Genomic DNA, 20,636 nt, shown 5'->3' with positions numbered 1-20,636 from the left:
AGAGGGTACTATCAGTGGACAATAACCTGATTAAGTGGGATCTGGATCTGATTAAACGTTATGACCTGTCAGGGCCGCGTTATACATCTTACCCAACCGCCGTTCAGTTTGATCCGGCGCTGGCGCCAGCGGATCTGGTTAACTGTGCCCAGCAGACGACGGACCTCAGTGCCCCTTTGTCACTTTATGTGCATATCCCTTTTTGTGAACATGTCTGTTACTACTGCGCCTGCAACAAGGTGATCACCCGTAACCGCAACAAGGCACAACCCTATCTGGATACGGTCTACCGTGAAATGGCGCAGCTGTCCCAGTGGTACAGCAACGACCGTAGCGTAACCCAGCTACACTGGGGTGGCGGTACCCCCACCTTTATCAGCCATGATCAGATGCGCGAACTGATGGGGCAGATGCGAAAGCATTTTAATCTGCTGAACGACGACAGCGGTGACTACTCAATCGAAATCGACCCCCGTGAAGCCTCTGAAGAGACCATCAGCGTGTTACGCGAAATCGGTTTTAACCGCATCAGTCTGGGCCTGCAGGATATCGATCCCAAGGTTCAGGAAGCCGTTAACCGGGTACAGAGTGTTGAGCAAACCCGCCTGATTCTTGATGCAGCCAGAGCTGAAGGTTTCCGTTCACTCAACCTTGACCTGATCTATGGGCTGCCGTTTCAGAGTCTGGAAGGTTTCCAGCGTACCCTGGAGACCGTCATTGATATGAATCCTGACCGACTGTCAGTATTCAATTATGCGCATTTGCCTGACCGGTTCCGCTCTCAGAAACACATTGACGCGGCCACCCTGCCAAGCCCGGATACCAAACTCGCTATACTGGAAACCACCATCAACACCCTGCTGGACGCCGGTTATGTCTACATCGGCATGGACCATTTTGCCAAGCCGGATGACGAGCTGGCAGTGGCACAGCGAGAAGGACACCTGCACCGTAATTTCCAGGGTTATACCACCCATGCGGACTGTGACCTGGTTGCCATGGGCGTCTCGGCCATCAGTCAGATTGGCTCGGTCTACTACCAGAATGAACATGAAGTTGCCGCCTATACCAAAGCGGTCGAAACACATGAACACGCCATTAAACGGGGTGTAAAACTGAGTGCTGACGACCACCTGCGCCGCCGGGTGATTACTCAACTGATCTGTCATTTTGAGCTTGAAAAAGCGCAGATTGAATCGGAATTTTCCATCAACTTTGATGAGTACTTTGCCGACGCGCTGAATGAACTGAATCAGTTCACCGCCGATGGTTTGGTTGAATTGTCTCCTGAACGTATCAGTGTGACTCCGGCAGGTCGATTACTGATCCGCCGCATCTGTATGAGCTTCGATGCCTATATACCAAAGTCTGAAAACGTGCAGCGATTCTCGCGGATCATCTGATCTGCGCTTTTCAGGGGCGGCATATTGGGTGATAATTTAGAACTTACACCACAGACAGGATGGCACAATGGCTGAATATCACGTGACCGATGGTAAATTACGCAGCCTGCATCAGGTAACCTGCAAAACCTGCAGCCTGAGCAGCCTTTGCCTGCCGGTTTCACTCAATATGACCGAGATGGAACGGCTGGACGATATCATCGAGAAAAGTAAGCCACTGAAAAAAGGCGATCACCTTTTCACTCAGGGCACCCCTTTCACGTCTATTTATGCGATCCGTGCCGGCTCCGTTAAAACCTATACCCTCACCAATGAAGGCGAAGAGCAGATCACCGGTTTCTTTTTCCCCGGCGAGCTGGTGGGCATGAGCGGTTTTGACTGCAGCGAGTATCCTGTTTCTGCCAAAGTACTGGAAACCACCACCGTCTGTGAAATTCCGTTTGATCGTCTGGACGACCTCTCTGGCCAACTGCCGGAACTGCGTCGTCAGGTGATGCGCAGCATGAGTAAAGAGATTCGGGAAGAGCAGCAGATGATGCTGCTGTTGTCCAAAAAGAACGCCGACGAGCGCATTGCTACCTTCCTGATCAAGCTGTCACAACGCTTCAAACAGCGCGGTTATTCAGAAACCAGCTTCCGTCTCTCCATGTCACGTAATGAGATTGGTAACTATCTGGGCTTGGCCGTAGAAACCGTCAGCCGTATCTTTACCCGCTTTCAGAAAAATGAGCTGCTGAGCGTCGAAGGTAAAGAGGTTCATCTGACCCACCTGAAAGAGCTGTACCAGCTCTCCGGTGAGTGTCCCAACAATGCAGAACATATGCCCCAGCGCCAGTCTGACTGTTCTTAAATACACCTCTGCAGGGACGCATGACCTTTCGCACGCCGTTGATTCGGTCCCTGCCTGTTGAATCCATAATAAGGAGAACCTGATGTCTTACGATGAATGTTATGTAAAGTCTGTGATCCGCACCATTCCCGACTGGCCGGAACCAGGCGTTCAATTCCGTGACATCACACCGATCTTCAAGGACCCTAAAGCCCTGCGCATGGTGTCTGATGCATTTATTCAGCGCTATATCGACAGTGACATTACGCACATTGCCAGTATCGATGCCCGTGGCTTTCTGATCAGTTCTATCATGGCGTATCACCTGAACCTGCCTCTGGTACTGGTTCGTAAAAAAGGCAAACTGCCGGGCGAAACCATCCATCAGGAGTATGCGCTTGAGTACGGTTCAGCGTCTGTTGAAATGCAGCTCGATGCAGTCGGCCCTGGTGACAGGGTTCTGGTGTTTGATGATTTGATTGCCACTGGCGGAACCATTCTGGCTGCCTGCACACTGGTTAAAAAACTGGGCGCGTCGGTCTCAGAAGCTGCCGCCCTGATCGACCTGCCCGACCTGCAGGGTTCTACCCTGATCCAGGACAGTGGTGTTCCCGTTCACACCCTGATGGCGTTTGAAGGGTTGTAATCAGCAAGTAATCGGCAGCGCCATGTTCAGTTCATAGCGCTGCCAGCTTTACTGTAAAAGGGTGTGATTCTATGCGGTGCAGCCATCTTTTACTGACAGTAAATCTGCTGCTGGCCTGTTTCAGTGTTCAGGCCGATATTCCACTGGCAAGGGATCTCAGTGAACAGAGCGCTGCCATCTCGGAAGCCGATGATATCGATAAGGTACTGCTGATTCTGGTATCCCAGCCTGAGTGTGCCTACTGTATTCAGCTCAGCTACGACCTGCTGCAACCCATGCAACGTAATCAGCAATATACAAACCGTGTTCGATTTCGCCGCATTGAGATGAATACCCACCAGGAACTGACCGACTTTGACGGTCAGACAGTCACCGCTAATGCGTTTGCCAAACGCTTCAAGATTGGTGTCACTCCCACCCTGCTGTTTCTTGATCATAAGGGCGCGCCGCTTACAGCAGCACTGGAAGGCTACACCACCCCTGAGCTGTTTGGCTTTTACCTTGATGAAGCAATCGAGACAAGCTGGCAACAACTACAGAATCAAAAAGACTGATTCGAATTCCCCCGGCACGCCAAAAACTTGTTAAGATGCCGCCCCTCACCTGAGCATGGAACTCTTATGTGGTTTAAAAATGTAATTTTCTATCGCTTGCAGGATGGTTTTGAACTGCCACTTGCCTCACTGCAAAACACCCTGGCTGAACACGCATTCACCCCGTGCAGATCTGGGGAACTGGCGCGTTATGGCTGGGCTGCCCCCTGCCCGGATCTGGATGATGAACTGGTGCATACGGTGCAGGGTTTTGTTTTGCTGTGCGCACGTAAAGAGGAGAAGATCCTGCCCTCCAGCGTGATTAAAGCTGCCCTGCAGGAAAAAGTCGCCCAGATTGAACTTGAGCGCAAGGTTTTCAAAAAAGAGAAAGACCAGCTTAAGGATGAGATCATTCTTGATCTGCTGCCCCGCGCCTTCAGTCGCCATCAACAGACCTATGCCCTGATCTCACCACAACAGGGATGGATTGCCGTGGATAGCAGCAGTGCGGCCAAAGCTGAAGCATTGCTCAGTCACCTGCGTGGCAGCCTGGGTTCACTGCCGGTGACCCGGATTGATGTCAACAATGCCCCAGCAGCAATTCTCTCTGGCTGGCTGTCAGAACCCGCCAGCCGTCCTGCGGAATTCACCACGCTGGATGAAGCTGAATTGCGAGACAGCGTCACCGAAGGGGGCGTTATCCGCATCAAGAGCCAGGCACTGGAGGATGATGAATTTATTGCCCATCTGGAAACCGGCAAACGGGTGGTTAAACTGGCGGTTGAGTGGGAGCAGCAACTGCGTTTCATGTTGCAGGAAGATCTGTCCTTAAAACGTCTGAAACTCTCCGATCAGCTTCAGGAACAACTTAAAACAGAAGCGGATGAGGACCCAATCGCCCAGTTTGATGCTGATATGGTGCAGATGGGGCTGGAATTTAACCGCCTGTTGCCCGCCCTGTTGCAAGCCTTTGGTGGTGAACTGCAACGGCAGTAACAGACAATAAAAAACGCGGCTCAGGCCGCGTTTTGTTTATGCAAAAACCGAATGCTTCAGGCTTTAAGGCTGGCCAGCAGCTCACTGCTGTATTCATCAGCGTTGCAACGCAAACCCAGCTCACGACATTGATTGCGGAAGCGTGACTCCCGCTGACGGGTTTCGGAATAACCGAAATCATTGCCGTCCAGCATCTGCAGTTGTAACACGCCCTGGTAATAAAACGAGATCACCGTCGCAGCGGTCTGATCACCCTTTTCCAGCAGCGCTTCCCAATGATGCAGTTTATTCTGGATTTTCAGTACCTGACGTTTCACTTTCCAGGCATAACGCACTTCATCCAGTGATGCATGATTGGAGAACAGGGCGAACAGGCCCGCAGTCAGAGCCAACCCCATCAGAACACCGGTCAGATTAACCCAGGTGTTTGCACCTTCGGGATTACCGAAGTAGTTACGCAGCACGGTGCTGAACACCATGGCGAAAATAAAGAAGATGACACAAAGCGAGAGCGCCAGCTTCCGTTGCTTTTGCTTGTAAAGCGTCTTATCAATGTTACGTAGTGTCATAGTACAACCTGATCGTCGTGATTATTGTGGTTATTGCGCAACTGTCGCACGACAGCTGTGTACGGTGTACACTCTGCGCCTCTTAGACAAACAGCTAAATGAACATATCATATGTATTCGGTAAAAGAGATTTTTTTTAGCCTGCAGGGTGAAGGCGCTCAGTCTGGTCGAGCTGCTATATTCTGTCGGTTTACCGGATGCAATCTCTGGTCAGGTCGCGAACAGGATCGCGCCGACGCCGTGTGTGATTTCTGTGATACGGATTTTGTCGGCACCGACGGTCAGAATGGCGGAAAATTTGAAGATGCCGCCACACTGGTTCGATACCTGGTCTCATTCTGGCCGAATGTTGAACAGCCGCCCTATCTGATCTTCACCGGGGGTGAACCCGCCCTGCAACTGGACCAGACACTGGTCGATGCCTGCCATGCTGCCGGGTGTGAAGTCGCCATTGAGACCAACGGCACCCGTCCTTTACCCAAAGGTATTGACTGGATCTGTGTCAGCCCCAAAGCAGATGCTGCACTGGTCGTTCAGACGGGACATGAGCTGAAGCTGGTCTATCCGCAACCCCTGGCCCCCCCGGCCAATTTCGAAGCACTGGCTTTCGAGCATTTTTATCTGCAACCGATGGATGGCCCTATGAGACCCATCCACACTCAGGAAGCCCTGCACTATTGCCTGCAACATCCTCAGTGGAAGCTAAGCCTGCAGCAGCACAAAATTCTCAACATCGATTAAGAGAGCGCAGGTTTTAATCCGGGACGGTTGCGCCACAGTATCAGCAGCAGCGCCGGCAGATTCATCAGCACACCGTAAAACAGCGCGACCGCCGCCATCTCCTGATTCTGCAAAATGCCCGCTGTCAGCAGTAGCGCCACCGCAGCATTCTGAATACCCACCTCTATCGCCAGCGTGATACCGGCTTTTGAGTCACCGTTCAACCATTTTGCCATGAAGTAGCCACTCAGCATGGCTAACGCCATCAGCACCAGCAATACCGTGGTTAGCTGAGGCAACAGCGCCAAGAGCTGGGTCTGATTCTGTTTAATTAGCCCCACGACCACCAGCAGCATAAACAGTACCGTGATAATCTTGACGGGCCCTGTCAGCCGGTCGCAAACAACAGGATAGAGGTGTCGCAAAGCAGAACCGATCAGAGCGGGTAATATGGCGATAAACGCCAGCTTGAGCATTGTCGGCAACACCGGGAAATTGATTGCATTGTTATCCCCCAGCCAGTAACCAATGGCTATGGCACTGAACAGCGGCAGGGTTACCGGGGTTATCAGACCGGCAATCGCTGTCAGGCAGATCGACAGCGCCGTATCCCCTTTTGCCAGGTAGGTGATCATATTTGAGGTAGCACCGCCAGGCGCAAAGGTCAGTATCATCAGACCACAGGCCAGCAGCGGCGACAGTTGAAACAACACAATCACCAGCAACCCCAGCACAGGCAGAGCAAACAGTTGCAACAGTACACCACTGAGCAAAATAGCGGGCTGCCTCAAGGTTGCCTGAAACGCTTTCAACTCGACCGACATGCCGACACCCAGCATGATTAAAAACAGTGCTGCAGGTAATACGATCTGAGATAAAACGCTCGCTGTCATACCCGAATCCTGTGACCCTTTTGTTAAGATAAAATTAAGCAAAGGCTGTAATCATGCCTGCTAGCGCGTTGTACCCACATTGCCTGTGGATAACACTGTGAATTCTGCCACTAAAACTTCATCAAGTTCCCATGGTTACTGGCCTGACTTTAAACTGATCATTTTTTAACCAGTTGACTACTTGGCCGTTAAATATCAATTACTTAGTCATATATTAGAAATAAATTTATTAAATAATTGATACACGAGTGTTAACAAAGCATACACCTGAAGAGACACACAAAACCGCCCAGTTCTGTTGTGAAGATTAAAGAAATTCTGACAGTCTCTGACCACATCGAGAGTAACCTGTCGTATGCTATTGATCTCTGAGATTAGTTTACCTACGCCTGTACGGATCCGTATATATGCATCGTCATCCTGAACATACTGCCATTGCCGCAAAAGTTACCCTTCAGGGCGCTCTGCTCGACGCCGTGTTAGGTGTCATGAAAATCGTCACGGGCGTATTGTCACATTCCACAGCACTGGTTGCCGATGGTATCCACTCCCTGTCTGATCTCCTGACCGACGCGCTGGTACTGATCGTACTGCGCTTTTCCGGTCAGGCACCTGATGAAGACCACCCCTGGGGACATGCACGGTTTGAAACTGTCGGCACGGTAATACTCGGCAGTGTTCTGATTGCCGTGGCCGGGGCCATGGCCTATGACAGTCTGCATAATCTGCTCAGCGGTGAAACGCTGAGCATCCCGCAATGGCCTGCTCTGCTGGTGGCAGCACTTTCGATTGTGGGTAAAGAGTGGATCTTTCGTTACACCCTGAAAGTGGGTAAAGAGATCAAGTCAGATATGATCATTGCTAACGCATGGCATAGCCGCTCAGATGCATTCTCCTCAGTCGTCGTACTGATCGGGGTTGCAGGTGCCATGATGGGTTGGATCTGGCTGGACGCCGTTGCAGCGGTCGTTGTCGCCCTGCTGGTGGGCAAAATCGGTTGGGACCTGACCTGGGACAGTCTGCGTCAGCTGGTTGATACCGGTTTGCCGCCTGAAGAGGTGGAGCGACTCAAGACGCTGGTGATGTCAGTGGATGGCGTCATCAACGTACACAGTTTCAAAAGCCGCAGCATGGGCAGTAACAGCCTGCTGGAGATGCATATTCAGGTGGCCCCTTTTGTGAGTGCCTCAGAGGGACACCAGATTGGTGATAACGCCATGCTGAAGCTGCTCAAACACAACGAAGACATTGGCCATATCATCTATCATATCGATACCTATGATGATGCCAAACTCGACCAGAAAGGCTTTTTCACACCCCTGCCAATGCGCAGTACCATTGAACCGGACATTGAGCGTTTTTTTGCCCAGTGTGCCGTGCCGGTGAAACCCTGGCGTGTCACCCTGCACTATCGCAAGGATCTGATTGATCTGGAGATTCTGTTACTTGAAGAGGACCTGCAGGCGCTGCTGAACAGTGGCACAACGCTTAAGGAACTGATCGCAGGGCTGCGGGACCACCTGGAGCAACCCCGCTGGTTCGGCAAGGTCTATCTGGGGGCCGGTCAGATTGACTGAGTCCGGCTCAGTTCAGATGCCTTAATCAGGGCTGAGGCACGATCATCAAAAAGATGTCCCTGCGTGATTCTGTTCAGAATCCGCAGGCGCTCGAACACATTCAGCACCGCCTCACTCAGTCCCACCAGCAGTACCTCCCGGTTCAACCGGCGCGCATCAATGATCAGATCCTCAATCACCATCGCGGTGGATACATCGATCCAGGGCACCCGGCTAAAATCCATAACCACCACCTCATGGGGGTTTGTGACGGCGAGTTTTTTCGACAGCCCCTTGGCTGAGGCAAAGCTGACCGGGCCTTCGAAATGGAACAGCAGTATCTGCCCTTTTGCATCACGTAACAGTTGCTGCTCATCCAGAGTCAGGTCCGGCAAAAATTCAGGTTGATCCGCAATCACGCGCAGAGCATCCACCTGACTGTCTGCCAGGCGCTTCAGGGTAACAATATTGGCCAGGAACACGCCGATAAACACGGCCGTGATCAGGTTCACAAACACCGTCAGGAACAGCACCAACAGCATCAGCGTAATGACAAACAACGGGGCACGGTGCAGACGACCTAGGAAGCGCCAATCGATAATATCAATACCCACCTTGAGCAGGATTCCGGCTAGGACCGCATGAGGGATATGCGTCGCCATAGGACCTGCCCCCAGCACAATCACCAATAGCACAAGTGCATGGACTGCACCGGAGATCGGTGTTTTGCCACCGGCACGGACGTTAACCACTGTGCGCATAGTGGCCCCGGCACCAGGCAGACCACCCAGTAGCCCGGCCGCCATATTACCGATCCCCTGCCCGATCAGCTCACGGTCTGAATCATGATGGGTTTTGGTGATGTTATCAGCCACCAGAGAGGTCAACAGCGAATCCACGGCACCGAGCATGGCCAGCATCATCGCCGCAATCAGCATATCGGACAGCAGCGGCATCGAAATCTGGGGCCAGACCAAGGCAGGTAATCCCGTGGGAATATCACCCAGTACAGGGACCTTATCGGCAGGAATCCAGAGCATTGCCAGCAGCGTACTCAGCAACAGGGCAATCAATGCTGAAGGCACAAAACGGGTAATCTGGCGTGGACAGAAAAATACCGTCAGCAGGGTCAACAAGCCCAGTGCCGTTGCCCAGGGGTTAAGTGTGGTTACCTGTTGCGGTAACAGTGCCAGCGCACCCACCACCGATGATGCTCCTTCATGGCCAATAAAAGGTGCAAGCTGCAGAAAAATAATGATGACACCGATGCCGGTCATAAAACCTGATATAACGGGAAACGGCACCAACGTGATGTATTTACCTAACCTAAACAGCCCCAGCAGGACCTGCATTGCGCCAGCCATTAACACCACAGTGAATGCCAGCACCGGCCCCTGTTCGGGATCCAGCCCTGAGTAATGAGTAAAGGTGGCAGCCATTACAACGGTCATTGGCCCGGTAGGACCCGACACCTGCGAGGGAGTGCCACCAAACAACGCCGCAAAAAAACCTACACAGATCGCGCCATAAACACCCGCAATGGCGCCAGCGCCCGAGGAAACACCAAATGCCAGTGCGAGGGGGAGTGCGACGATTGCAGCCGTCAAACCGCCCAGCAGATCACCTCTGATATTTTTAGTATTAAAGCCGTAGATCCACTGCATTTAGTCTAATCCCTCTGTTTTACCGCTACTTAACAGTACATAATATTTTTGGGAATACAGTGCCTTGGGGGGCATTAGATAAAATTAACTTAATTTTTTAAGCATTGGCCGGAATGGCCGATACACTATACACTCATAAAAATCAGGGACAAAAGCCATGGAATCGGCAATTTTCATCCGCTTTGGCTCGAGTGCCTGGTATCTGCATTCAAAATGATTGCGCCTGAAGCGGAAACTTATCCTCCCGTGTTTTGCAGTAGAGCGTAGCGTTATGAAATTTGCCGATAATTCAAATCAGGCCGCTGGTTACTTACGTCAGGCCGTGCCTCTGATGGTCAAGTATCAGATCCCACCCAACCCGCTGAATTACGCCCTTTGGTACACCTATGTATCAAAACGCATGCCTGCGTTGAATCTTCAGATGGACAAAACCGTGCAGACCTATGGCACCTGTCCAAATCTTCTGAGTGAAAAAATGTTTCGTGAGCATATGCTTGGCGCTGAAACCGATGCGGCAAACAAGGTTCAGGGGCAGCTCGTCGCGGTGATCAACAATCTGCACACCCATGCACATCAGGCAGCCAAAGAGAATGCTGATTTCAGCGAAGTGCTTGAAAGCAGTCTGGATGCTTTGCAGGCGCAGGGCAAGTCAGAACAGAACCCACCGCTTGAAAGCGTCATTCAGACCCTGTCTCAGTACACCCTGTCCATGAACCAATCCACGCAGGAGTTTCAGCGCAAGATTGAGGCTGCGCAGAAAGAGATTAATACACTGCGTGAAGAACTGGAGCGCACCCGCCTGGATGCCTCGATGGATGCGCTGACCGGTCTCTACAACCGGCGTACCTTTGACCAGGAACTGGAGCAACTGAGTCGCATCAGCGTACCCAACGGTCTCTCTTTACTGATGCTGGATGTGGACCACTTTAAAAAATTCAATGATACCTACGGCCATCAGATGGGTGACAAAGTTCTGCAGCATGTCGGCAAGCTGTTGCAGGCCAATTGCCCTGAACCGATGATCCCTGTGCGTTACGGCGGTGAAGAATTCGCCGTGATTTTGCCCGAGTGCAGCGCCCACAAAGCGGCGGCAGTTGCCGAAATGCTTCGTAGCAAAGTTCAGGCTATTCGCATTAAACAAAAAAACAACGGCAACGTAATCAGTTCTATCAGTGCTTCTTTTGGCGTGGCTCAGCTGGTGGCAGGCGAAACCCCAAGCACACTGATCAACCGTGCAGATCAGGCACTCTATGCGGCTAAACAAAATGGCCGCAATCAGGTACATCTGGCGGATTAAGTTCCGCCAGATACCTCTTCAGGCCTCAGGGATGACGGCCAGCAACTCAGTTGTATCAAGCACGATGCCCTGCATCTGCAGGGCCGCGACCAAACCACCCCGTGCATGGGTTTGCTGATTAAACAGGTGCTGCAGCAGATAACCAAAACGCTTTTCAAACCGGTAATGCTGTCGATTCTGGTAAGCCAGCGGATAAGAAAGATGGCAGACCTCTAATTCATCACACAGATCCAGAATGCGGCGATCCAGACGGTATCGAATCGACCAGAGTTGCTCAAGATCGTCTGGCAATGTTTCACTCAACGGTTCACTTGCGGCATATCTGAGATCCATCAGTGACACAAAACCTGCAGGATGCTGGGCAAAACGTCTGAGCCACACCTGGTCAAGCTGAATTCCGGTTTTAATGAACCATAAAACAGTACAGGTTGGATCAGCGCCCAGTGTGCCGAGCTTTTCTGACGGGAGTTCATTGCAGAGGGTGTAGATCTTTTCGTTCAGCCACTGATTGTATTGCGCCAGTAATTCAAAATGCTGTTTCAGTGTCATAATAGCTCCACTCTTTTTTCCCCAGTACAGCAAAGCAAGATGACAAATTGAGGTGCACAGCGAAGTCAGTTGCGCTTTAACTTGATCTGCATCAGAGTGAAGAGAAATAACCTCAGGATTTTACCGGATGGACACCGATACCACGCAGACTCCCACCTTTGGCCTCTACCCAAAACTCTGGCTTTGCCTGTTCAGTGTCGTTTTGATCTGGTCGGCAATCGCGCCCAAAGACGGCTTCACCTGGTTTCTGGAAGTTGTGCCCGCGCTGATTGGTATTATCCTGCTGACACTGACCCGCAGGCGTTTCCCACTGACGCCTCTGCTGTATGTGCTGATTCTGATCCACTCCATTGTGCTGATGGTAGGCGGGCACTACACCTATGCCGAAGTCCCGCTGTTTGACTGGCTCAGAGAACCGCTGGGTTTTGAGCGCAATCACTATGACAAAGTCGGTCATTTCATGCAGGGATTTGCTCCCGCCATTCTCGCCCGTGAAATTTTGCTGCGGCTGGAGGTGGTCAATGGCAGACGCTGGTTAGTGCTGATGATCATCAGCCTGTGTCTCGCCTTCAGCGCTTTTTATGAATTGATTGAGTGGTGGGTGGCGGAACTGAGCGGCACTGCCGCAGAAGCCTTTCTGGGTACCCAGGGATATGTCTGGGACACCCAGAGCGACATGGCGTTTGCCCTGATCGGTGCAATAGCCTCGCTGACCTGCCTGTCTGGCTGGCATGACCGACAGATCAGCAGACTGAGGCTGAACTGAGCCGGGTTCAGTCAGAAACCGGCTCGCGCATGGTGACAAACTCTTCTGCCGCCGTCGGATGAATGCCGATGGTGGCATCAAACACCTCTTTGGTTGCACCTGCTTTTAATGCAATCGCAATGCCCTGAATGATCTCACCGGCATCGGCCCCCACCATGTGAACACCCAATACCTTGCGTGAGGTTTTATCCACCAGCAATTTCATCAAGGTACGTTCTTCACTGCCGCTCAGCGTATGTTTCATCGCCCTGAAGTTGGAACGGTAAACTTCGATCTGACCGTATTGCTCACGCGCCTGCGCTTCAGTCAGCCCCACAGTGCCAATCGGCGGCTGACAAAATACCGCTGTTGGAATCAATGCATAATCGACTTTAACTGATTGCTGACCGTACAGATTCTTGACCAGTGCCATACCCTCAGCCAGTGCAACGGGGGTTAACTGCACCCGATCGATTACATCACCAATGGCATAGACCGACGGCACCGCAGTCTGGAACTGCTCATTCACTTTGATCGCGCCACCGGCCGACAGCTGGATTCCCAATGCTTCCAGCCCGAGTCCTGTCACATTGGGTTTCCGGCCTGTAGCGTACATCACCAGATCCGTCTCCAGACAAGAGCCATTCTCAAAGCTGACCGTTAAGGAGCCATCATGATTTTTTTCAACTGAAGCGATCTGCGTATTGGCTTTCAGATCAACCCCTTTCTTTGCAATTTCATCGGCAGCAAAGGTTCGGACCTCTTCATCAAAACCTTTCAGAATCTGTTCGCCACGGTAGACCAGTGTTGTGTCCGCCCCCAGGCCGTTAAAGATGCCGGCAAACTCAACACCGATATAACCACTGCCCACCACCAGAACGCGACGGGGAAACTGCTCAAGATAAAACGCTTCATTGGAGCTGATCACATGCTCTCTGCCCGGAAAATTCGGGATATGCGGCCATCCACCCACAGCAATCAGGATACGTTCAGCCGTATAACGCCGTCCTTCAACTTCGACCTCATTTGGTCCTGTCAGGATCGCCCGGCCATGAATCAGTTCACAACCCGAATTGACCAGCAGGTTTTGATAAACCCCATTCAGGCGTTCTATTTCACGGGTTTTGTTGTCACGCAAGGTGGGCCAGTCAAACTGCGAAACATCAACCTGCCAGCCAAAACCCGCCGCCTGAGAGAATTCTTCGGCAAACTGCGAGGCATACACAAAGAGTTTTTTCGGCACACAACCCACGTTTACACAGGTGCCGCCCAAATGCTTTTCTTCAGCAATCGCAACCCGTACACCCATTGCAGCAGCCATCCGCGCTGCGCGAACACCACCGGAACCGGCACCAATGACAAACAGATCAAAATCAAACTCAGACACACACCACTCCTCGTGTAACAGCATAACCCGCGGGCTTACTCTACCCCTGCCCTCAGCATTCTGCCAATTGCAAAAACCAAACACAGCCATAGACAAGACTTATCCTGATTGGTTTGCAACACCTTACCAAGCCGTTAAGATAAGCGCGATTCACGTACCCGCTAAGGATGACCATGAAAATAGTCTGCTTCAACGTAAATGGTATTCGCGCTCGCCTGCATCAGCTTCAGGCAGTCATTGATAGCCACCAACCGGATATCATCGGCCTGCAGGAAACCAAGGTACATAATGAGGAATTCCCGCTCGCTGATATTAAAGCGATGGGTTATCACGTCGAAATTCACGGCCAGAAAGGCCACTACGGGGTCTGCCTGATGTCCCGACAAGCGCCTCTGCGGGTACAAAAAGGCTTCACCCACGATGATGATGACGCACAAAAACGTTTGATTATCGCGGATTATCCCTGTGCCAACGGCAGTGAGATTCGGGTCATTAATGGTTATTTCCCCCAGGGAGAAAGCATCCACCACGACACCAAATTTCCAGCCAAGCGCCGGTTTTACTCTGACCTGCAGGCATATCTGCAACAGGAGTGTGATCCCGAGCAGCCACTGGTGGTCATGGGTGACTTCAATATCTCTCCACTGGATCTGGATATCGGCATTGGCGAAGCCAACCGTAAACGCTGGTTACAAACCGGCAAGTCCAGCTTTCAACCGGAAGAACGGGAGTGGTATCAGCGTCTGACCGGCTGGGGGCTGACCGACAGTTTTCGTTATCTGCATCCGGAGAATGACCAGGTATTCAGCTGGTTTGATTACCGCTCCAGAGGTTTTGAAGCAGAGCCAAAACGCGGTCTGAGAATTGATGGCATCCTGCTGAGCAAGCCCTTGCTGGGCCTGTGCCAGGCGTCCAATGTTGATTACACAATCCGGGGCATGGAAAAACCGTCTGATCATGCCCCGATCTGGGCCGAGTTGAATATCAGTTAATTTAACTCTCACTCACCGGACATTTGAACGACGGGTGTTTGATCAGCAAAACATCACACTGAACCTGATCAACCACCCGCTCCATGGTACTGCCAAGTAAAATCCGATCCAGCACGCTGCGGGCAATCACGCCCAAAATCAACAGATCTGTATTCTGCTGTTTGGCAAACTCCGTAATCGCCTGATCCGTTTCGCCGTGCAGCAGATGCACTTCAGGGTCATCTACAGTCCGGCCATATCCGCCCAGAAGTTTAATGAGGGCCTGACGGTGGTGTTGCTGCACATTCTCTTGCAGATTCTGATAATCCAGCACCATATGCTCATCAAAAATCGCTTCATGGGGCAGCGTATTAAAGCAGTGGACAATATCCAGCTCAGCAAAACCCTGCTCTGCCAAAGCGCTGGCGGTATCCAGCAGACGGCGATCCAGCAACGCACTCTGATCGGTTTCGTGCAGAGGATCGACACACACCGCCATACGTAACAGTTCTCCCCAGGGTCGCTCTTTAACAAATAACACCGGCACCGGACATTTACGGGCGATCTGCCAATCAACCGGGGCAAAAAGCATATGGCCGATGCCGAGAGGATGATGCGCGACCGCCTGAAGCAACAAGTCAGGCTCAAAACGCAATACCTTACGTACCACCGCCTCAGCAGTGTGCCTGTCCCAGGTCACATCCCATGACACATCAACACCCTGTTGTGCCAGCGTGTTTGCCAATTTCTCCAGATGCGCTTCCTGTTGTCGGACATAAGCATGTTCTGCCTGTTCTTTCTGCTCACGATCAAACATCAGGCCCTGAGCGATCGAACGGTTGTAACAACAACTAAACAGCTCAACCTTGCTGCTGAACTGACGCGCCAGATAGAGAGCTTTATCCAGCAAAGCACTCAAATCATGCCTGGAATCGATATGTACCAATATTTTCTGCATTCATGCTCCTTCGAAGCAGTCGTGATGTATCTGACGACTGGCAAGGCGGGTCTTTTTAACACTTATAACCATTTATTAATTCTTATAACTAAATATTTGAAATCTAAATCTAAAACAAATTGACTGCTCTAATTTAGATAACTCTAATTAGTTATTCTATGGTAGCGATAAAATTGATCCTCTTACCCAATATAAGTTAGTATCGATGCAATATTTCCGCACCTTATATCAGGTTTTTATATACTTATTGACGATATATTTGGAGTGATCGTTTGGCCACTAGTATGACAAGTTTTTCTGCCACATCAGATTCCAGGGCGAACCCTCCTGTCATGGAGATGGAACTGATGCGGGAAAATGCTGCGAAGGCAGCCAAACTTATGAAGGCACTGGGCAATGAAAGTCGCCTGATGATTCTCTGCTATCTGAATGATCAGGAACTCTCAGTGACAGAATTGAATCTGAATCTTGATCTGAGCCAGTCTGCCCTCTCGCAACACCTGGCGGTATTGCGCAAAGACGGTCTGGTTAAAACCCGTCGTGCCTCGCAGACCATCTACTACTCACTGGAAGGTGATACCGCTAAGCGGATTATTCACACCCTCCACGAGATGTTCTGCCCTAATCTCTGATCGATCAGACAGGCAGCTGCAACCGGGCACGCTGCCAGTCTTCAACCGGCTGATTAAGCAGCATTTTCATATCAACAACATCTTCTTCAATGTTGTAATTGACGGTAAATCCAAGCTTGGACGCCAGTCCCTGCATGCCTTTGTTGTTCGTAAGCGTTGACCCAACCAGCTGCAAGACACCCCGTTCACGGCAATAATCCACAATCCGCTGCATCAGAATGACGCCTAGGCCCTCTCCCTGCAGATCGTCCCGGATGACAATACTGAACTCTGCCCGCACATTATCCGCATCAGTAACCGCCCGAACCACTCCCAGTGTCTCGGTACCTGGACCGTCCTGCTTATCCGCAGAAATAATAAACGCCATCTCACGGTCGTAATCGATCTGGGTCCAGTTCGCCAGTTCATGATGTGTGGGCACACCGCGGCTGTAGAAATAACGCAGACGAATCGATTGCGGGCTGAGTTTGTTATAGAACTCAAGATGGTTAGGCTCATCCTCACCGCGAATCGCCCTGATAATTGCAGGCCTTCCTGACTTCAGATTGATCGCTTTAGTCAGATTTTCCGGATAAGGCGAGATCGACAGCTGACCCGGGATCGGACTGATCGACACACTTACATCCATCACCAGCAGACCGCTTTTGTTCAGCAGCAACGGGTTGATCTCCAGACACTGGAGGTGAGGCAGATCCACAACCATGCCTGACAGTGTCACCAGCATCTGGCTAAGCAGTTCTTTGTCATGCTCCGGCTGATAGCTGTTGTCATCAATGATTCTGCTGACTCTGGACTGTCGCACCAGCTCCAGCGCAAGGGACATATTCAATGGCGGTAACATCACATGCCGGTCCGCAATCACATCCACCGAATGACCGCCGATGCCAAACACAATCACCGGCCCAAAAGTGGGGTCACGGGTGATGCCCAGATTAATCTGCAAAGACTGGAAACCACGCTTCATCTCCTGCACACAAAAGCCCTTCAGGCTGTCTTCGCCGTAGCTTTCAGTCGTACGGTAAGACAGGTTCACAGAGGCCCGCTCAATCTCTGCCAGTGAATAGAGATCCAGTGCCATGTCGCGCCAGCGCTGCCCTCCACTCTCTTCATAGCTGAATGGATAGTGGTTGTGATCATGCAGTGCCTTGATGGCAACAGAACAATCCAGATTACGTGCGATGGCCATTACACCCGCCACATCTTCAGCATAGAAGGTTGCGGAGGTTGGGATGTTGTAGAGATCAAGCAGGCGGATCGACTCTTCGTGTGTCAGATAATCTCTTTCCTGCGCCAGCGCATCAGCAATCAGTTGTTTAGCCGTACTGTGGTTCTGTGCATTCTGTTCAAGGAACGGTGCCGGCGTCTGGCGCATCACCTCCTGGTTATGGTGAAAATCAACCATATGCATAAAGGCATCCACCGACTCCTCCGGTGTCAGGAAGGTGGTGATACCGGCACTGTTACACAGATTACGCGCCGCAATGGCCGTCTGCCTGCCCATCCAGCAGGTCAACACATTCCGTGGCGTTTTGCGGGCAACCTTTATCACTTCATCAGCCGTCTCCACGGAGGGAGACAACCGAGTGGGTGAATGCAGCACCAGTACCGCATCTACCTGGGGGTCCTTGGTGAGAATCCGCACGGCGGCGGCAAAACGGTCAGGCGTCGCATCGGAATTGAGATCAACCGGATTCTGTCGGTTCCAGTGGGAAGGTAACAACTCCTTCAACTGCTGTACGGAGTCTTCGGACAACTGGGCTAACTCGCCACCATCTCTGAACAAACGCTCTGTGGCCAGCGCATTCGGCCCCATGCCGTTACAGATAATGGCCAGACGTTTACCCCGCATCGGTTTCATGCGGGTAAGGGTTTCCAACGCATTAAACAGCTCATCGGAAGTGGCAACCCGCACCACACCTGCACGTCGCAGGGCGGCGTCATATACCACATCATCTTCGTAAATACCGGGCGCAAGCTCAGCACGGGACTCTTTACCTATGAAGGCATTGTTTTTCAGGACCAGTACAAGCTTGTTGCGTGAAGCTGAACGTACCGCCGAGATAAAATGCCGGGCAGAGCCATCAACACGGTTTAACTGCAGCAGAATCGCATGGGTGTAAGGGTCCTGCGCCAGATAATCAATAACTGACGGCAGATCGACATCGGCACCATCGCCCAGGGTCAAAAAGTGAGAAAACCCAATCTCCTGACCGGTTGCCCAGTCAATCATGGCTGTTCCCAGCGTCCCTGATTGCCCGATATAGGCCACCTTGCCCTTACAGATATTGATATGGGAATAACTGGCGTTCATATTGTGGCCCGGCACCAGTATGCCCATGCAATCGGGGCCCATAATACGTATGCCATACGGGCGGGCCGCTTCGCGCACCTGTTCACGCAGACTGCGCTGCGATTCATTTTCTGAGAAAGAGAGCCCGCCGGTCAGAATCATGGCCGCTTTGACCATGCTTGCACCCAGCGCGCGAATAATATCGGGCACAGTTTCTGGTGGTGAGCAGATGATTGCCAGATCAGGCATTTCCGGCAGCTCACTCAAACGTGTAAAACAGGGCACGCCATACACCGCGTCATAGCCCTGAGAGTTCACAGCAAACAACTGCCCGGCAAATCCGCTTTCCAGCAAATTCTGAATAACGATACCGCCCATGTTGTGCTCTCGCTCTGAAGCACCAAACACGGCAATCGACTGCGGTTTAAAAAACCGTTTCAGATATTTTGTTGGCACAGCCTTTTTACCCCTGTTGCTGCTGAGTTTTTCGCTGCGTCAATTTCGCAGCGCATCATTGCGATCTATCCAGTTTTAAAACCCGTCCCGGCTTAAATCCATAACCAATTGAAAATAATGGTTATTTATTTAAAAGCCTTAAGACAAAATTACCTGAACAAAAGATTTAATTTCACCCTACAAAAGTAGCATATTATTGCAGTGCAGCAAAGCGTTTTGTCATACCCTGCCCTGCCTTTCAGCGAGCAAACAGTGACGATAAACGAGTATAAGAAACCCATTTTTAGCAACAAAACTTTTCACTAAATTTAACCGCAGCCTCTTCCCAAAAACTTATTCTGTACCATAATCAGGCTAAGCAGTACCGTAAACCCGATCGACCCTGTGACTTTAGTCAAAGATTCCTTAAATACGTTTGTCTTTCTGTTTGTTTGCCGTGATCAGTGCAGCGAGGCCAGCCAGATGAATCAACGCAATACGCCAAAACCAGATAGTCTTATCGACCTTGATGAGTGGGTAGGAGATCCTTCTGCCGAAGATAATCTTGATAACGTGATCTATAAGCGAGACAGCTTAAAACCTGACAAGCGCCGTCGAATTGAAGCCCTTCTGGAAGAAAAGCGTCTGATGCGTGAAATAACCGATGTATTTGAAGAGGAAGATGAGTGGGAGCATTAATTGCAGCACACTCTTAAAGACACAAAAAAGGCGCCTTAAGGCGCCTTTTTCAAATAATGCTCAACCTGTATCAGGCTACTCTTGACTCAGCTTCACACTCACTGGTGTCCATGAGGTAGATCGCATCATCTGTAAATTCAAAAAAAGTGAAACATCCCTTACAACCGTAGATTACCGATGTCTTCTCTTCACGCATCTTGCATAAGTCGTCATGAGGCGCGGTTGTATAGGGAGAGTCAATAAAACTGGCACATTTAACACAACACATGTACACACTCTCCGTAGCCGATATCCAATCAAGCACTGATTCTCAGTGTAGTTCACCGCACAGAATTCACCTAAACCTACTACATGAAAAAAGTTCAGGACTGCTGCGATGCAATAGCTCGATATATTGCAATGCAGCATAGCAGATTCATGGGTTTAGGTTAAGCAGACGAAAGCCGTATCAAGCAAAATTTTTCCAACAACTGTTTCATTAATGCTTTAGCAGAAAGTTATCTGTTTGATAAAAAAAATAAATTACACCCGATCTCCTGTTCTGCCCTATATTCGCGGAAAAAGAGGTTGTGTTGATTTTCCAACCCCTCCCTACGCTTTCATCCCGCAGATTCACTGCAAACCATTAACATATTGAGAGATGAACATGGGTACAAAAGTGCGTGTCGACCAAATGCCAACGGACGACCTGGAAGATTGGGAACCATCCACAGTGGGTGACAAAATCCCTCGCACACGGCAGTCAACCAAACGTCGCGAAATCGAGGATATTCTGGAGGAACGTCGTTTACGGCAAGAAACACATAACGTGTATGACGAGGAGTATGACGACTGAACTCTTCAGTTTAATGACCATGAGCCGGC

Annotated in this window: 20 protein-coding genes; 13 read left to right on the top strand and 7 right to left on the bottom strand. The window is 51.0% G+C overall.

Annotated features, from left to right (window positions below; genetic code table 11):
- Positions 1-14 precede the first annotated feature (14 nt).
- From hemN to rdgC, 5 genes are all read left to right on the top strand, one after another.
- On the top strand, positions 15-1,403 hold the full coding sequence (gene hemN / locus P2G53_RS12665) for an oxygen-independent coproporphyrinogen III oxidase (protein WP_275817798.1): 1,389 nt from the start codon (positions 15-17) through the stop codon (positions 1,401-1,403).
- Positions 1,404-1,470: 67 nt separating this feature from the next.
- A complete protein-coding gene (fnr, locus tag P2G53_RS12660; RefSeq protein WP_275817797.1) occupies positions 1,471-2,253 on the top strand; it encodes a fumarate/nitrate reduction transcriptional regulator Fnr in 783 nt (260 codons plus the stop codon).
- 82 nt (positions 2,254-2,335) lie between these two features.
- The gene (locus P2G53_RS12655) at positions 2,336-2,878 is read left to right on the top strand and encodes an adenine phosphoribosyltransferase (protein ID WP_275817795.1); all 543 of its coding nucleotides are present in this window, start codon (positions 2,336-2,338) and stop codon (positions 2,876-2,878) included.
- 71 nt (positions 2,879-2,949) lie between these two features.
- Positions 2,950-3,432: a thioredoxin fold domain-containing protein gene (locus P2G53_RS12650; RefSeq protein ID WP_275817793.1), complete on the top strand. Its 483-nt coding sequence runs from the start codon at positions 2,950-2,952 to the stop codon at positions 3,430-3,432.
- A 66-nt stretch (positions 3,433-3,498) separates the two neighbouring features.
- Positions 3,499-4,407: a recombination-associated protein RdgC gene (rdgC, locus tag P2G53_RS12645; protein ID WP_275817791.1), complete on the top strand. Its 909-nt coding sequence runs from the start codon at positions 3,499-3,501 to the stop codon at positions 4,405-4,407.
- Between the two features lie 56 nt (positions 4,408-4,463).
- On the opposite strand, the gene P2G53_RS12640 is transcribed toward rdgC, so the two are convergent.
- Positions 4,464-4,976 (bottom strand): DUF3087 family protein, encoded by a 513-nt coding sequence (locus P2G53_RS12640; RefSeq protein ID WP_275817790.1) that lies wholly within the window; start codon positions 4,974-4,976, stop codon positions 4,464-4,466.
- 111 nt (positions 4,977-5,087) lie between these two features.
- Here P2G53_RS12640 and queE point away from each other — a divergent pair, with 111 nt between their 5' ends.
- On the top strand, positions 5,088-5,717 hold the full coding sequence (gene queE / locus P2G53_RS12635) for a 7-carboxy-7-deazaguanine synthase (RefSeq protein WP_275817789.1): 630 nt from the start codon (positions 5,088-5,090) through the stop codon (positions 5,715-5,717).
- Here queE and P2G53_RS12630 read toward each other — a convergent pair.
- A complete protein-coding gene (locus P2G53_RS12630) occupies positions 5,714-6,631 on the bottom strand; it encodes a bile acid:sodium symporter (protein ID WP_345799207.1) in 918 nt (305 codons plus the stop codon). The two genes, queE and P2G53_RS12630, sit on opposite strands and share 4 nt — an antisense overlap.
- Positions 6,632-6,996: 365 nt before the next feature.
- Between P2G53_RS12630 and P2G53_RS12625 the strand changes: the two genes are divergently transcribed.
- Complete coding sequence (locus P2G53_RS12625; protein ID WP_275817785.1) at positions 6,997-8,166, top strand: cation diffusion facilitator family transporter; 1,170 nt, start codon at positions 6,997-6,999, stop codon at positions 8,164-8,166.
- Here P2G53_RS12625 and P2G53_RS12620 read toward each other — a convergent pair.
- Complete coding sequence (locus tag P2G53_RS12620) at positions 8,154-9,809, bottom strand: SulP family inorganic anion transporter (RefSeq protein ID WP_275817783.1); 1,656 nt, start codon at positions 9,807-9,809, stop codon at positions 8,154-8,156. The genes P2G53_RS12625 and P2G53_RS12620 overlap by 13 nt on opposite strands.
- Positions 9,810-10,080: 271 nt before the next feature.
- Here P2G53_RS12620 and P2G53_RS12615 point away from each other — a divergent pair, with 271 nt between their 5' ends.
- Positions 10,081-11,106, top strand: coding sequence for a GGDEF domain-containing protein (locus P2G53_RS12615; protein ID WP_275817781.1), 1,026 nt, complete (start codon positions 10,081-10,083; stop codon positions 11,104-11,106).
- Between the two features lie 18 nt (positions 11,107-11,124).
- Here P2G53_RS12615 and P2G53_RS12610 read toward each other — a convergent pair whose 3' ends face one another.
- Positions 11,125-11,655, bottom strand: a complete 531-nt coding sequence (locus P2G53_RS12610; protein ID WP_275817779.1) for a DinB family protein — start codon at positions 11,653-11,655, stop codon at positions 11,125-11,127.
- A gap of 127 nt (positions 11,656-11,782) precedes the next feature.
- On the opposite strand from P2G53_RS12610, the gene P2G53_RS12605 reads away from it, so the two are divergent.
- Entirely contained in the window at positions 11,783-12,421 is a 639-nt protein-coding gene (locus P2G53_RS12605; RefSeq protein WP_275817777.1) for a DUF2238 domain-containing protein, read from the top strand.
- A 7-nt stretch (positions 12,422-12,428) separates the two neighbouring features.
- On the opposite strand, the gene gorA is transcribed toward P2G53_RS12605, so the two are convergent.
- Positions 12,429-13,787: a glutathione-disulfide reductase gene (gene gorA, locus P2G53_RS12600; protein WP_275817775.1), complete on the bottom strand. Its 1,359-nt coding sequence runs from the start codon at positions 13,785-13,787 to the stop codon at positions 12,429-12,431.
- 173 nt (positions 13,788-13,960) lie between these two features.
- Here gorA and xthA point away from each other — a divergent pair, with 173 nt between their 5' ends.
- Positions 13,961-14,779 (top strand): exodeoxyribonuclease III, encoded by an 819-nt coding sequence (gene xthA, locus P2G53_RS12595; RefSeq protein ID WP_275817773.1) that lies wholly within the window; start codon positions 13,961-13,963, stop codon positions 14,777-14,779.
- 1 nt (position 14,780) lies between these two features.
- Here the strand turns inward: xthA and P2G53_RS12590 are convergent, their stop codons facing one another.
- The gene (locus P2G53_RS12590; protein WP_275817771.1) at positions 14,781-15,716 is read right to left on the bottom strand and encodes a universal stress protein; all 936 of its coding nucleotides are present in this window, start codon (positions 15,714-15,716) and stop codon (positions 14,781-14,783) included.
- Between the two features lie 347 nt (positions 15,717-16,063).
- On the opposite strand from P2G53_RS12590, the gene P2G53_RS12585 reads away from it, so the two are divergent.
- Positions 16,064-16,348, top strand: a complete 285-nt coding sequence (locus P2G53_RS12585; protein ID WP_275817769.1) for a metalloregulator ArsR/SmtB family transcription factor — start codon at positions 16,064-16,066, stop codon at positions 16,346-16,348.
- Positions 16,349-16,352: 4 nt separating this feature from the next.
- On the opposite strand, the gene P2G53_RS12580 is transcribed toward P2G53_RS12585, so the two are convergent.
- Positions 16,353-19,094 carry a bifunctional acetate--CoA ligase family protein/GNAT family N-acetyltransferase gene (locus P2G53_RS12580; protein WP_275817767.1) on the bottom strand — a complete coding sequence of 914 codons (2,742 nt, stop codon included), beginning with the start codon at positions 19,092-19,094 and terminating at the stop codon, positions 16,353-16,355.
- Positions 19,095-19,556: 462 nt separating this feature from the next.
- On the opposite strand from P2G53_RS12580, the gene P2G53_RS12575 reads away from it, so the two are divergent.
- A complete protein-coding gene (locus P2G53_RS12575) occupies positions 19,557-19,772 on the top strand; it encodes a hypothetical protein (RefSeq protein ID WP_275817765.1) in 216 nt (71 codons plus the stop codon).
- A 646-nt stretch (positions 19,773-20,418) separates the two neighbouring features.
- The gene (locus tag P2G53_RS12570) at positions 20,419-20,607 is read left to right on the top strand and encodes a hypothetical protein (RefSeq protein ID WP_275817763.1); all 189 of its coding nucleotides are present in this window, start codon (positions 20,419-20,421) and stop codon (positions 20,605-20,607) included.
- Positions 20,608-20,636 lie beyond the last annotated feature (29 nt).

Source organism: Neptuniibacter sp. CAU 1671 (genome assembly GCF_029222905.1).
Taxonomy (GTDB): Bacteria; Pseudomonadota; Gammaproteobacteria; order Pseudomonadales; family Balneatricaceae; genus Neptuniibacter.
The sequence above is the reverse complement of the archived record's forward strand: the minus strand, read 5'-3'. Positions and strand labels throughout refer to the sequence as shown.

Coding starts and splice junctions, on each gene's coding strand:
- fnr (WP_275817797.1), top strand. CDS start 1,471: ATGGCTGAATATCACGTGACCGATGGTAAATTACGCAGCCTGCATCAG.
- P2G53_RS12655 (WP_275817795.1), top strand. CDS start 2,336: ATGTCTTACGATGAATGTTATGTAAAGTCTGTGATCCGCACCATTCCC.
- P2G53_RS12650 (WP_275817793.1), top strand. CDS start 2,950: ATGCGGTGCAGCCATCTTTTACTGACAGTAAATCTGCTGCTGGCCTGT.
- rdgC (WP_275817791.1), top strand. CDS start 3,499: ATGTGGTTTAAAAATGTAATTTTCTATCGCTTGCAGGATGGTTTTGAA.
- P2G53_RS12640 (WP_275817790.1), bottom strand. CDS start 4,976: ATGACACTACGTAACATTGATAAGACGCTTTACAAGCAAAAGCAACGG.
- queE (WP_275817789.1), top strand. CDS start 5,088: ATGTATTCGGTAAAAGAGATTTTTTTTAGCCTGCAGGGTGAAGGCGCT.
- P2G53_RS12625 (WP_275817785.1), top strand. CDS start 6,997: ATGCATCGTCATCCTGAACATACTGCCATTGCCGCAAAAGTTACCCTT.
- P2G53_RS12620 (WP_275817783.1), bottom strand. CDS start 9,809: ATGCAGTGGATCTACGGCTTTAATACTAAAAATATCAGAGGTGATCTG.
- P2G53_RS12615 (WP_275817781.1), top strand. CDS start 10,081: ATGAAATTTGCCGATAATTCAAATCAGGCCGCTGGTTACTTACGTCAG.
- P2G53_RS12610 (WP_275817779.1), bottom strand. CDS start 11,655: ATGACACTGAAACAGCATTTTGAATTACTGGCGCAATACAATCAGTGG.
- P2G53_RS12605 (WP_275817777.1), top strand. CDS start 11,783: ATGGACACCGATACCACGCAGACTCCCACCTTTGGCCTCTACCCAAAA.
- xthA (WP_275817773.1), top strand. CDS start 13,961: ATGAAAATAGTCTGCTTCAACGTAAATGGTATTCGCGCTCGCCTGCAT.
- P2G53_RS12590 (WP_275817771.1), bottom strand. CDS start 15,716: ATGCAGAAAATATTGGTACATATCGATTCCAGGCATGATTTGAGTGCT.
- P2G53_RS12585 (WP_275817769.1), top strand. CDS start 16,064: ATGCGGGAAAATGCTGCGAAGGCAGCCAAACTTATGAAGGCACTGGGC.
- P2G53_RS12575 (WP_275817765.1), top strand. CDS start 19,557: ATGAATCAACGCAATACGCCAAAACCAGATAGTCTTATCGACCTTGAT.
- P2G53_RS12570 (WP_275817763.1), top strand. CDS start 20,419: ATGGGTACAAAAGTGCGTGTCGACCAAATGCCAACGGACGACCTGGAA.